This window comes from Gluconacetobacter aggeris (assembly GCF_014174395.1).
Lineage (GTDB): Bacteria > Pseudomonadota > Alphaproteobacteria > Acetobacterales > Acetobacteraceae > Gluconacetobacter > Gluconacetobacter aggeris.
The window spans coordinates 54,582-67,046 of record NZ_JABEQD010000012.1 but is presented as its reverse complement, the minus strand read 5'-3'; the positions used below and the strand labels follow the sequence as shown (position 1 = coordinate 67,046).

The window sequence follows — 12,465 nt, the reverse complement described above, 5'->3', positions numbered from 1 at the left end:
CATCCAACGCAAGCGGAAGCGTTCCGGAAAGTACAGTGAATTCATATAATCCATCCTCAGCCAAATGTGATACCCTTGATTGCCGCTGGACAACCATTAGCCAATGAGGCACATTAAATATCGTATACGTTGTATGTTCCTTCGAGCTACGCGCTGCTGGCAACCACCCGCAACGTCACGAATAAGGTCCCGTTCCGTTACCGCATTGCGCCAACGTGTTGTAATGTGATATTGGATACGATATTTTATTCGACACTTCGACCCCGGACTTGGAGATATCGTTGCCACTCAATCCCGCAGATCTCCCGTCTCTTGGCTCTGCGCCAACAGCATCCGAGATCATCGTCAAACATATCCGCGAGGCGATAGTCAGCGGAGCATTTGATGAAGGCGAATTCATCCGCCAGGACGACGTCGCAAAACTGTTCGACGTCAGTAAAATTCCAGTGCGAGAAGCTCTAAAAAGATTAGAGGCTGAAGGTCTTGTCGAATTTCATCGGAATCGTGGCGCGGTCGTCGCAAGCATCTCAGAGCCGGAAATCGCGCAGATTTTCGAGGTTAGGGCAATACTAGAATCAAACGCGATCAAACTCTCCGTGCCTAAAATGACTCCCAATACTCTCAAGAGAGCGAAAGAATATTGTGATGCTTTTGCGCAAGAGACGAATGTGGCACGCTGGTCCGAACTTAATTGGCAGTTTCATTCATGCCTCTACGAGGACGCAGATCGGCCGTTCCTCCTGAACCTTATTCGCTCCGTCAATGACCGAATTGAGCGTTACCTAAGAATTCAACTTACTCTTTGTGGTGGAACTGGGCCTGACGAAAGAGAACATCGCCAGATACTGGCAGCTTGCAAAAAAGGGGATGCCGATAAAGCAGCCGAAATACTACATCAGCACATAACTAAAACTTGCGAATCGCTTTTGATGAATCTTCGGAAGTAAAGTCGAAGATTTATATCGTTAAGGTCCACTCTGTGACGTAAGAGCACCGCCAGGTCCGCTCGTCACCATGCCGTAATAATGCACCCCCCCCAAAAAAAAGCGGATACCGGTCTGCATTCAGCCGCTCCGTAACAAACCGCCGAATTCCCATCGCCGCCCATCCAGACGGGCCGGCCGCCGGCAAGACGGCAGCCGAGCAGCCTCTACCGGCCCTCGCGCAATTATCATGGTGCCTTGGTCTTCTTTCCACGAAGACCGCAGCCGCGCACCCAGATCACACCCATCTTCCCGCAATACAGCTACATCCGGGCGCCGGATATGCTGATCGCGCCTTTCATCCGACAACCGAAGGCGGGTTCAGCGAACCTGGCCCGACGGCATGCGGCAATGATCGCCCTCGCGTCTATTTTTCTGGTTGACGCTATTCACGAACATCGTATACGAGATTCGATACGAACCCGCGTCATCGTCCAGCAGGTGCGTGATGCGTTCGGGAAAAGTGCGCGAGAGCAAAGGCCGGGCCTGGTCAACCGCGCATTCCTGACGGCATTCATTACGGGTGGTTGTGGAGATAGAAGATGCAGTATGAAAGATCGCTGGCAACTGTAGAACTGCATACCTGCGGCGAAACGTTCCGACTCGTGACACAGGGCCTCCCGAAGATTCCGGGCAACACGATCGTCGAACGCCGCGCCTGGCTGGAGCAGAATGCGGATCAATATCGGCGTGCCGTAATGCTTGAGCCGCGCGGACACAAAGACCTCTATGGCGGCTATCTGACGGAACCTGTCAGCCCTGATGCCGATTTTGGCGTGATTTTCCTGAATAATATGGGCTACAGTCCCCATTGCGGGCACGGCGTCATCGCACTTGCAACCGCCGCTGTCGAACTGGGCTGGATCGAGCGACAATCCCCGACGACACGCGTCGGCATTGACGCCCCTTGCGGATTCATCGAAGCTTTCGTCGAATGGGATGGAAAACGCACGGGGGCCGTGCGCTTCGTGAATGTGCCATCCTTTATCTTCAAGCGCGACGTCACGGTCGTCACCCCGACTTTCGGAAAGGTAACGGGTGATATCGCCTACGGTGGGGCAACCTATTTCTATGTCGACGGGCGCCCTCACGAGATCGCCATCCGTGAGAAAGATGTACAGAAGATCATGCAATTCGGGAATGAAATCAAAGCCGCGGTGAATGCTGAAATGTCGGTCGTTCACCCCGAGATCCCCGAGTTCAACGATGTTTACGGCGTCATGGTCTACGGCGACCCTCGTCACGAAGGCTCCACCCAAGCAAACTGCTGCGTCTATGCCGACAGGGCGATCGACCGATCGCCGACAGGATCGGGTACTGCGGGGCGCGTCGCACAGCTGTACCTTCGCAAAGAACTTTCAGAATCCGATACCCTGGTAAACGAGTCCATCATCGGGACGGTGTTCAAAGGGCGCATCCTCAGCGAGACAAAAGTCGGCGAATTCGACGCGGTCGTCCCCGAAATCAGCGGAAACGCCTATATCTGCGGCTTTGCAAACTGGATCATCGATGAAGAAGACCCGCTTACCTACGGCTTTCTTGTACAATAATTTGAGTTATTCGTTCGGCGCCTGTTAAACTCGGAATAAGACGCGGCCTCATCGTAGAACATGTCCGCCACAGGTCCTACGATGATACCGCTCATATCTCGGGTTTCAATCTCACCGGCAGGAAGGGAACAGAAAATTGCGCCTCATTATGGTTATCTTTGCTACAGCATTTGTAGCCTCGGGAACTTCAATAGCCCACGCAGACCAGCTGGATGATATCATTTCGTCTGGCAAACTGCGCTGCGCGGTTGAACTTGATTTTCCACCGAATGGGGCGCGCGACAAGGACAACAAGCCCATTGGCTTCGACGTCGATTATTGCAACGATTTGGCAAAAGCACTGGGCGTTGAGCCTGAAATTGTCGATACTCCGGATCCGGACCGTATCCCCGCGGTTCTATCAGGACGCGCGGATGTGGGCATCGCCGTCGCGTCCGACACGCTTGAGCGGGCACGAACAATCGGCTTCTCCATCCCCTATTTCGTCTTCAAGACGATTATTCTTGCCCGCGAAGACTCCGGCATCGCAAGTGCCGAGACCATGAAAGGCCATGCGGTCGGCGGGCCGGCAGGGGCCTACGAGACACTCGCACTCGAAAAGACCGTTCATGGGTTTGGGGACCCTGGAAGCAAGATCCTAACCTTCCAATCCCAATCGGATACGTTCCTTGCCCTCGGCGAAAAAAAGATCGACGCAACATACACGACACCCGTCATAGCGACCAACCTGATTCGATCGGGAAAATACCCCGGCCTTAAGATCGTCGGCGACGCGCCGGTAGCGCCCGATTACTGCGCATTCCTGATCGCGCGTCAGGAACAGGGACTACTCAATTACGTAAATCTGTTCCTGAACCGGCAGGTTCGTTCAGGCCGATATGCCGAGCTCTACGCGAAATGGGTGGGTACCGAAGGTGGGCCTGCTCCCAGTCTCACAGTCCCGGGAACCTACCGTTAGCCTGTCAACGTCAAATCGGGCATCCGATCAAGCGATTGGATTCCCGCTGGATGGTATCAACTGGTCCATCGCTCGGCAAATTCAATCCGGGCATTACGCCAGCCTCAATACGAGTCTGGCCGGCAAATAGGCGGGTGCTGCCCAGACGGCGATGATCGTGGAGTTCCGTCGCTCAGTGAAATGACGAGTTCCTGAAACAAGAAATCAGGTGCGCGCATGACGAGGTAATCTTATGTCCTACACCTTCCAGTGGCGTCCGGTTCTGCGATCACTTCCCGAAATGCTATGGGGTGCGTCAGTCACCTTGGAAATCGCGATCATGGCAATGTCGGTCGGGACTGCCTTGGCGATCCTGCTGGCACTTGCAAAACGATCCAATCTAAAAATCCTATCGCGCCTGGCCGGCATCTGGATCGAAGTCGCGCGAAATACCCCTGCCCTATTCCAGATTTACTGGATCTATTTCGGACTAGGTTCACTCGGGATCGGTATCGAACCTTACTCCGCACTTGTATTTGGCATTACGTTCAACAATGCTGGTTACCTCGCTGAAACGTTTAGGGGCGGCTTTTCCGCTGTTCCGGAAGCCCAGATACGCGCTGCCCGCTCGCTGGGAATGGGAGCGGTCCCGACATTGTGGCATATCGTCTTACCCCAGATGCTGCGTGTGACCTTCCCCGCCCTCACGAATCAGATGGTGTGGTCGATCCTGATGACATCCCTGGGGGCCGTAGTCGGACTTACCAGCGACTTGACCGGGGTGACGCAGCAACTGAATGTCGTAACATATCGTACATTCGAATATTTTTTTGTATCTGCATGTCTATACTATGTAATGTCAAAAATATGCACAATATTCGCTCGTCTACTCGCTTGGCGCTTGTTTCGCTACTGAGGACTGGACAATGTTCTTTGACTCCTCGTTATCCTGGAACGATATCCTTTTCCTGTTGGATGGTGCGATCGTTACCATCGCCATCACGTTGGCATCCGTCGCACTGGGAACGATCCTCGGCGTGCTGTTCGGCCTCGTGCGCGCCGGCGCGCTGTGGTGGATCAGCTGGCCACTCGGCGGCGCTCTGGATATCTTCCGATCCGTGCCACTGTTGATTCAATTGGTATTGTTCAACTCGTTCAACAGCATGTTCCGACTCCACTGGTCGCCCTACGTCATAGCCTGCATCTGTCTCGGAATTTATACCGCAGCCTTCTGCACCGAACTCGTCAGGAGCGGCGTATTGGCAGTGCCGCCGGCGACTCGTCGCGCAGCCCGATCGCTTGGCATGAGTTGGTGGCAAGAGGTCGTGTCGATCACCCTGCCGATGGCAACCAGGATAGTCTTTCCGAGCTGGATCGGGCTGTCCCTCGGGGTCATGAAGGATACATCGCTTGTTCTCTGGATTGGCATCATCGAACTTCTTCGCAGCTCCCAGATTATCACAAGCCGAGTGCAGGAGCCGCTCCTGATCCTGACAATTACGGGTCTGATTTATTTCCTGATGAGCTTCCCCATTGCGAGGCTCGGGGCACACCTTGAGAGACGGTGGCAAATACAATGATCCAAATAGAAGACGTACATAAACACTTCGGCCCATTACATGTTCTCAAGGGTGTGAGCCTGAGCGTGGAAAAGGGTGAAGTCCTCTCGATGATCGGTGGATCCGGCTCTGGCAAGTCGACGATGCTGATGTGCATCAACGGGCTTGAGGCGATTGAAAAGGGGCGTATCAGCGTCGATGGTGTCGAGGTCCACGCGAAAAGTACTGATATCAACAGGCTCCGACGAAAGATTGGCATCGTATTCCAGCAGTGGAACGCCTTTCCACATTTGACTGTCCTCGAAAACGTCATGCTGGCTCCGCGAAAGGTTCTAAGAAAATCTCGGCATGAAGCTGAGGAAATTGCGATCGAGCAACTTCGACATGTGGGCCTTGGTGAAAAGCTCAAGAGCTTTCCGTCCCGCTTATCGGGTGGACAACAGCAGAGAATGGCTATTGCACGCGCACTGGCCATGTCACCAGATTATATGTTGTTCGATGAAGTGACGTCTGCGCTCGACCCGCAACTGGTGGGAGAAGTGCTCGATACGCTCCGCATGTTGTCCCACGAAGGAATGACCATGATCGTGGTAACGCATGAAATGCGCTTTGCACGCGAGGTATCCGACCGCGTCGCATTTTTCTGCAAAGGTCAGATTCATGAATTGGGCACACCCGATCAGATCTTCGAGAGCCCGGAAAGACCGGAAACAATAGATTTCCTGCGGTCGGCGATTTGACGGCAACACGAGTCACGGATCTCGCTTCCGACCGAGACTTAGGTCCAGGGAATCGGGAGCCCTGGCGTGCCAGAATGAAGAGGCTTGGCACGGTGACATCGGTCTTCGTGTAGTGAGTCGCCGACCTCCTATTATCGTCTCATCGATTGGTGATACATGCTTGCTCAACATAACATTCTTCCGGCGGTAATTGGCTACGTGACCCCGCTCAGCGCGAAGGCGGGAGAACGACTTGAGTTCAAGATATCATCCCTCGAAGACCGAAATATTGTCGCAAAGGTTGTCAAGATAGATTGCTGCGATCCCAATCCACTTGGGCCTGGCTTAAAATACGCAGACGTGGACTTTGGCCTGGAGCCAGAGTATTCGGCAAAAGAGCAGAAGATCCATATGGGATCCTGCGCGATTGGCCCCATTCCGAAGATCGCCGAATCGCGAAGCCTGACGATTGAGCTTGTCGTCCGGCCGACCCTAGCCACTCCTGAAATCCAGACCATAGTTTCTCTGCAGAATCTCGATGGCTCGAAGGGCATCGCCCTAGTCGTGAAGAGCGGATGTCTCTTTCTGGAGGCGCTGCACTCGACTCACGAAGGCGAGGAGCTCGATCTCGAACTGCGCACGCATGAATGGACCAGGCTGAAGGTGACATTTCACGAGCATGGTATCTCCACCGCAATATGTGTCGTCGGGTCCCCAAAATATTCTGAGGTATTTAAGCCACTTCGTGGCATTCCTGAAATGCTCGGGCACGTCGATCATATCTGCTTTGCGGCGGCCTGGATCGGCCATCCCGAAGCCTGCTTCAATGGCTCGATTGAGGGACCGCGTCTCTACAGGAATTCACGTTCAGACCCATTTTCTGCAAACGACATTATAGCCAGCTGGACTTTTGAGAATTCGGACAACAGTGAGTGGGTGGAGGACGATGTGAATCGCACTCACCGCCTGTCGTTGATCAACTTGCCGATGCGCGCCGTGCGATCATCGGGTTGGACCGGCCTCAATATGGATTGGAAGCATGCGCGCACAGAATATGCGGCCATCACCTTTCATTCGGACGATCTGAGTGACTGCAAATGGGACACGACAATCTCCGTTGAAGTACCAGCTGATGTTCCATCCGGCGTATACGGTCTCATGATCGACAACCATGTTGGAACAGATACGATTCCTTTCTATATTCTTCCAGCCTCTGATGCCGCTCGCCAGAGAATAGTGTTTCTTGCACCGACCTTCACTTACATGGCATACGCAAACCACGCGCGAGGCAATTTTTCCGGTCCACTGGAAGCTCGGGTGAAAGAGTGGGGTGGGTATCCTCACAATCCGGATGTCGTCGGAGCATACGGCTATTCGACCTACAACCGCCATCCGGACGGGTCGGGTATTACGCTGTCATCGCGATTGCGCCCCCTCCTGACGATGCGGCCGCAATATCTCGTCTACCACGACGAAAACGGCTCGGGGCTGCGTGGCTTTCCGGCGGACTCGCATCTAACTGACTGGTTGAAAGCCAAGGGTTTTGCGTTCGACGTTCTGACGGACGAAGATCTGGACCGTGAAGGCGTGCATGCACTTTCACCCTACGACATCGTTCTGACCGGTTCACACCCTGAATATCACACGCGCCGGACCATCAATGCTCTCATCGCCTACAGGGAGGGCGGTGGTAAACTGATGTATCTGGGCGGGAACGGGTTTTATTGGAAAATCGGCCGGGACGCGTCCCAGCCTCATGTCATCGAGGTTCGTCGGGCAGAAGGCGGCATGCGCGTGTGGGCAAGCCAGCCCGGCGAATATTACAATCAACTCGATGGCGAATACGGCGGGTTGTGGCGTCGAAATGGCATCCCCCCGCAGAAAGTTGCGGGGGTCGGCTTTACAGCCGAAGGCGCCTTCGAAGGGACTTATTACGTCCGGACTCGGGAATCATGCCAGAGCGGCCTGGCATTCCTGTTTGCCGGCATTCCGTCCGATCAAAGAATAGGCGACTTTGGTCTTTCAGGTGGTGGTGCAGCCGGCTTTGAGATCGATCAAGCCGCATCCGATCTTGGAACGCCGGATTTCGTGACGGTGGTCGCTACGTCCGAAGGGCATGGGCCAAGTTTTGTAACCACATTCGAGGAGTTGCTTCTGCCTAGCGTGATTGACGGAAGTCGGCGGCCACACGGTGGCATACGCTCCAACATCGTCTATGGCATCGCGCCAAATGGCGGCGGCTTATTCTCGGTCGGTTCCATTACGTTCTGCGGCAGCCTTTCGCATAACGGCTATCAGAATAATGTTTCCCAGCTTCTTGAGAATTGCCTGCGCAAATTCCTCGAGGCATCGCGTGGTGAAAATGCTGCGCCGGCGCATCCAGGACAATCAACCTCAAGCTCAGATGGTACCTAAAGCAATGACCGCTGAACGCACTGAGATCCATATCGCATTCGAAGCCCTTGAATTGCTTCTCAAGGAAATCTTCATTCATAACGGGGTATCGTGCTCCACCGCCGACATTTTGGCCGCGAATTGCGCGGGCTGCGAACGTGACGGCGCTATCAGCCACGGCATATTTCGCATTCCTGGCTATTTGGCATCTCTGAAGACCGGCTGGGTGGATGGGCATGCGGTGGCCGAAGTCAGTTCGGTCAGCCCATCGTTCATTCGCATAGACGCGCGAAACGGATTTGCGCAGGCGGCATTGGCCGCCGCCGCGAAGGACATCGATACCGCTGTCGCACGCACGGGTATCGCCGTTGTCGCCACCCGAAATTCCCATCATTTCAGTGCGCTTTGGCCCGATGTCGAACCATTCGCGCGCCGTGGCCTCTTGGCCATCACTTTCGTCAATGGCCTGGCTAATGTCGTACCACATGGTGGCCATACCCCGGTCTACGGCACAAACCCCGTTGCTTTCGCGACGCCGATTGCCGGTGCAGATCCCCTCGTCGTGGATCAGGCGACAAGCGTAATGGCCAATGGCGAAGTCCGGCTGCACGCGCTTGCCAACCGGCCACTTCCGCCGGGTACGGGCGTCGATCGTGCCGGCAACCCGTCAACCGATCCCCATCAGGTTCTGGAGGGCGGGGCGCTGAACACCTTTGGTGGGTATAAAGGGTCGTCAATAGCGCTCATGGTTGAACTGATGGCGGGCGCCTTGACTGGAGGCCAATTGTCGTTCGAAAACGATTTTGGCGATTGCATCGGTGCGCAGACACCAAAAGCCGGACAATTACTAATCGTCATCGACCCCGACCGCGGAGGCAATTTCGGTTTCAGCCGCCGCGTCGCTCTGCTGTGCGATCGGCTTCGCGAAGCAGGCCAAGAGCGCCTGCCGGGCAAACGGCGATATGAGAGCCGTTTGAACGCAAGCCAGCTTGGCATTCCCATTTTGGAGGAAGATCTCCGTTACCTGGAGACCCTGGCCGATCACAACGCATTCGTGTCGTGATCACGCCGCAGCTCTCAACCAATTCCCGCGATCCTGCTTTCGGAGGCACGAATGAACAGCATCTCACACGATGGAAACCGTATCGAGCTTCGTCGTTCGTTGACCGATTCGCACATTGATCAATTGGTGGCGCTATTTCAGGGCGAATGGTGGACGAAGGGACGAATCAGGTCCGATGTCGAAAAAATCTTACAGTCTGGGGGGCCGATATTCGCATTCATAGATCCGGGTGACGACGAGCTTATCGCGTTTGCGCGTGTCCTGACCGATGGCGTGTACAAGGCGATAATTTTTGACATCATCGTCAAAAGTACCTGGCGTAATACGGGACTCGGCGGTCTGCTAATGGAAACAGTGATGAACGATTCCTCCATCGTCAACGTCACGCACCGGGAACTCTACTGCCTTGAGGAAATGGTTCCCTTCTATGAAAAGTGGGGATTCACGTCATCGTTGTCAGGACTACATTTTATGAGAAAGACCTCATGATTTCCGATTTGCGAGAATTTTCTGTAACCCGATCTATCGCTCAGTCGGAGGCGATCTGAGCATCATGCCACGATGACCACATATCTAGAAAAAGTAATACAAAAGCGAGAAAAATGAAGAAAATGTCTCCGAATCGGGTTGCAAATCGCGCCCACACATCATAACGATTCCAAAACGGACGCCTGTGACTAATCTTCCACCAACAGGATCAATGCTCCGTTAGCGGCGAAATCATAAATATATAGCTACAATAACAACCCGAAACAGAGGCGGAATGCCATATGAATAAGAGAATTGTATTTTGCAATATCTTGCTGGCAACAACGATGATGTCCGGCCACATCGACCACGGTGCGATGGCGGCGACGAAGGACACATCTATCGGAGTCGCACCAAAGCACGGCGCGCCAACGGCGCCTGCCGCGCATCGCGGGACTACACCCGACAGCCCGGCCCAAGCCCGAGCGCCCGAAGAAGTAGGCGTTGTTGCCCGACATATTGCCCGTGGCGCGCAAGTGACAATGGGTCAGACCATGATTTCACAGAATCCACCGGGATCCAATCCGCTAAAGGCCCTGGGGAACCTACCTGGCGTCATCTTCCAGTCCAACGACCCGCAGGGCGTCGATACCTGGTCGGCGCAAATCTATATGCATGGGTTCCAGCAGGAGGAACTTGGCGTGACACTCGATGGTGTGCCACTAGGCGCGATGACCTACCGCAACTATAATGGTCTTAGCCCGATTTTGGCTGTTTCTTCGGAAAACGTGGAACGGATCGATGTCTCGCAGGGAGCTGGCGCTGAATCGGTGGCTGCCACGAACAACCTTGGCGGTTCGCTCGAATACCACAGCTTTGATCCAAGTGAAAAATTCGGCGGCTCCGTACTGCAGGGCTTCGGCAGCTATTCCGCTTTCCACACTTTCGCCCGCGTCGATAGCGGTGCCTTGAATCACAGCGGTACACGCTTCTACGTGTCCTATATGCGGAACGACACAAATAGGTGGAAGGGCGCGGGCGATCAGTTCTATCAGCAACTTAACGCGAAGTTCCTCCAGCCGATCGGTAATGACAGTAGTATCTCGGCTTATTTCGATTGGGGCGATCTGCACCAATTCAACTACCAGGACGTGTCGCCCGACATGCTCAAGCATCTCGGCTGGATGGCCGACGATTACTATAACGGGCATGCCAGCGGCTACATTGCTGCCTACAATGCGGCTCTGGCGACGCAGGGGTTGCCAGGTGGCGCATTCCCAGCGAACTTTGCCGGCCTGGGCGATCCGGCGGATGCCTCCTATTATGACGGAGCGACGAACGAAGACGATAAGTTAGGATATATCAAAGCCGATTTCGCCTTGACCGATTCCTTGCGCTGGACGACGACGGCCTATGGCCACGGCGAGACCAACCAAACGACTTGGGCCACCCCCTTTGCCTCGTCGCCCAACGGCGCGCCGTTGAGCGAAATCGTCAAGCAACCGGCTATCCAGCGTTTCGGCGTCCTGTCGCAGGCGACGTATGACATTGCTCACAACCATATCGGCGGCGGTGTCTGGTACGAGAATAATAGTTATATCTCGCCAATGTTCCAGTATCAGCAACCTCTTGTCGTCGACGGTGTCATTCAAGGATCGCCCCTCTATTCACTGTCTCATTACAGCAATCCATTTGCCGAGGTCTTCAACCAGAACTACAACACCAATACTTTTACGGCTTTTGTGCAGGATACGTACAGTCCAGTCCGGAATCTGGCATTGCATTTTGGGTTCAAATCGCTTCTGAATACGACCCGTGTCGGCGATGGTTATTTGAACCAATCCTATTATGGCAATGTTGGACCAATCACCTCGGGTGTCGGGCTGACTACCGCGAAGGCGTTCCTGCCGCATATTTCCGCCGATTATCATTTCCTGCAGCATCACGAGATCTATTTCGATATCTCCGAGAATGTGCATACCTACGCCCAATCCGGCTATAATCTTTCGAACTCGCCCTTCGCGGTGACTCAAGCCGCCTATAATTATTCAGCGGCGTCGATCCGTCCCGAAACGGCCTGGACCTATGCGATCGGCTATCGCTATAATGACCGTCTGCTGGCGGCGTCAGTCTATGCCTATCGGACGAACTTCAATAACCGACTGCAGCAAATCACCGCCGGCCCAGCGTTGGACCCGATTTCCGCCGTTGCAAATGTCGGTGGTGTGACTATGAACGGTGTCGACGCGCAACTGACGATCATGCCGATCGAACACCTCGCGTTGACCAACAGCATCAGTTACAATCACGCGGTATACGACAGCAACCTGACAACGGGTGGCGTAACCTATGCACTGGCCAACAAGCAGGTCGTGAACTATCCGCGCTTTATGTACAAGGCGCGCTTGTCCTATGATTGGCATGCGATCAGCGCCTATATCGACGGCAGTTATGTGGGGACGCGCAACTACGATTATACTGGAGACATCAAAGTTCCAGGCTACTGGATCTCGAATCTGGGTGTCCAATATCATTTCGGCAATCTGGGACGGTATAATCGTAATTTTGGCTTCATGAAGAAGACAACGCTGTCTTTCTCCATCAACAACCTGTCGAACGTTCGCTATATCTCTACGATGGGCGAAAATGGAAACTCCATGACCGCAGCAACCGGCGAACTTAACCAATCCATGCTGGTAGGCGCCCCACGCATGTTCTTCGGTTCGCTCCGCGTTGATTTTTAACAGAAGCGCAAACTTGCTTGGGCCGTTTCGAACGAGACGGCCCAAGTC

10 protein-coding genes are annotated in these 12,465 nt (G+C 54.2%); all 10 read left to right on the top strand.

From position 1 onward, the window contains the following. Positions 1-281 precede the first annotated feature (281 nt). The 10 genes from HLH36_RS15320 to HLH36_RS15275 all read left to right on the top strand — a co-directional run bounded on the left by HLH36_RS15320 (position 282) and on the right by HLH36_RS15275 (position 12,417). Positions 282-947: a GntR family transcriptional regulator gene (locus tag HLH36_RS15320; protein ID WP_182987205.1), complete on the top strand. Its 666-nt coding sequence runs from the start codon at positions 282-284 to the stop codon at positions 945-947. Positions 948-1,525: 578 nt separating this feature from the next. Then, positions 1,526-2,533 carry a trans-3-hydroxy-L-proline dehydratase gene (lhpH, locus tag HLH36_RS15315; RefSeq protein ID WP_182987204.1) on the top strand — a complete coding sequence of 336 codons (1,008 nt, stop codon included), beginning with the start codon at positions 1,526-1,528 and terminating at the stop codon, positions 2,531-2,533. Positions 2,534-2,669: 136 nt separating this feature from the next. Then, the gene (locus tag HLH36_RS15310) at positions 2,670-3,491 is read left to right on the top strand and encodes a transporter substrate-binding domain-containing protein (RefSeq protein WP_246376916.1); all 822 of its coding nucleotides are present in this window, start codon (positions 2,670-2,672) and stop codon (positions 3,489-3,491) included. A gap of 232 nt (positions 3,492-3,723) precedes the next feature. Next, positions 3,724-4,386, top strand: a complete 663-nt coding sequence (locus tag HLH36_RS15305; RefSeq protein ID WP_182987203.1) for an amino acid ABC transporter permease — start codon at positions 3,724-3,726, stop codon at positions 4,384-4,386. A 10-nt stretch (positions 4,387-4,396) separates the two neighbouring features. After that, positions 4,397-5,050 (top strand): amino acid ABC transporter permease, encoded by a 654-nt coding sequence (locus HLH36_RS15300; RefSeq protein ID WP_182987202.1) that lies wholly within the window; start codon positions 4,397-4,399, stop codon positions 5,048-5,050. Continuing rightward, complete coding sequence (locus HLH36_RS15295) at positions 5,047-5,769, top strand: amino acid ABC transporter ATP-binding protein (RefSeq protein WP_182987201.1); 723 nt, start codon at positions 5,047-5,049, stop codon at positions 5,767-5,769. The genes HLH36_RS15300 and HLH36_RS15295 overlap by 4 nt, the downstream gene beginning before the upstream one ends. Positions 5,770-5,925: 156 nt before the next feature. Beyond that, positions 5,926-8,163, top strand: a complete 2,238-nt coding sequence (locus HLH36_RS15290; RefSeq protein WP_182987200.1) for a N,N-dimethylformamidase beta subunit family domain-containing protein — start codon at positions 5,926-5,928, stop codon at positions 8,161-8,163. Continuing rightward, the gene (locus HLH36_RS15285; RefSeq protein WP_246376928.1) at positions 8,111-9,205 is read left to right on the top strand and encodes an Ldh family oxidoreductase; all 1,095 of its coding nucleotides are present in this window, start codon (positions 8,111-8,113) and stop codon (positions 9,203-9,205) included. The genes HLH36_RS15290 and HLH36_RS15285 overlap by 53 nt, the downstream gene beginning before the upstream one ends. Before the next feature lie 51 nt (positions 9,206-9,256). Next, on the top strand, positions 9,257-9,694 hold the full coding sequence (locus tag HLH36_RS15280) for a GNAT family N-acetyltransferase (protein WP_182987198.1): 438 nt from the start codon (positions 9,257-9,259) through the stop codon (positions 9,692-9,694). Between the two features lie 281 nt (positions 9,695-9,975). Further along, positions 9,976-12,417 (top strand): TonB-dependent receptor, encoded by a 2,442-nt coding sequence (locus HLH36_RS15275; protein WP_182987197.1) that lies wholly within the window; start codon positions 9,976-9,978, stop codon positions 12,415-12,417. The last annotated feature ends 48 nt before the right edge of the window (positions 12,418-12,465 follow it).

What these genes read in the sequence shown, in the direction of transcription:
- lhpH (WP_182987204.1), top strand. Translation starts at nt 1,526, where the DNA reads ATGCAGTATGAAAGATCGCTGGCAACTGTAGAACTGCATACCTGCGGC.
- HLH36_RS15305 (WP_182987203.1), top strand. Translation starts at nt 3,724, where the DNA reads ATGTCCTACACCTTCCAGTGGCGTCCGGTTCTGCGATCACTTCCCGAA.
- HLH36_RS15300 (WP_182987202.1), top strand. Translation starts at nt 4,397, where the DNA reads ATGTTCTTTGACTCCTCGTTATCCTGGAACGATATCCTTTTCCTGTTG.
- HLH36_RS15295 (WP_182987201.1), top strand. Translation starts at nt 5,047, where the DNA reads ATGATCCAAATAGAAGACGTACATAAACACTTCGGCCCATTACATGTT.
- HLH36_RS15290 (WP_182987200.1), top strand. Translation starts at nt 5,926, where the DNA reads ATGCTTGCTCAACATAACATTCTTCCGGCGGTAATTGGCTACGTGACC.
- HLH36_RS15285 (WP_246376928.1), top strand. Translation starts at nt 8,111, where the DNA reads ATGCTGCGCCGGCGCATCCAGGACAATCAACCTCAAGCTCAGATGGTA.
- HLH36_RS15280 (WP_182987198.1), top strand. Translation starts at nt 9,257, where the DNA reads ATGAACAGCATCTCACACGATGGAAACCGTATCGAGCTTCGTCGTTCG.
- HLH36_RS15275 (WP_182987197.1), top strand. Translation starts at nt 9,976, where the DNA reads ATGAATAAGAGAATTGTATTTTGCAATATCTTGCTGGCAACAACGATG.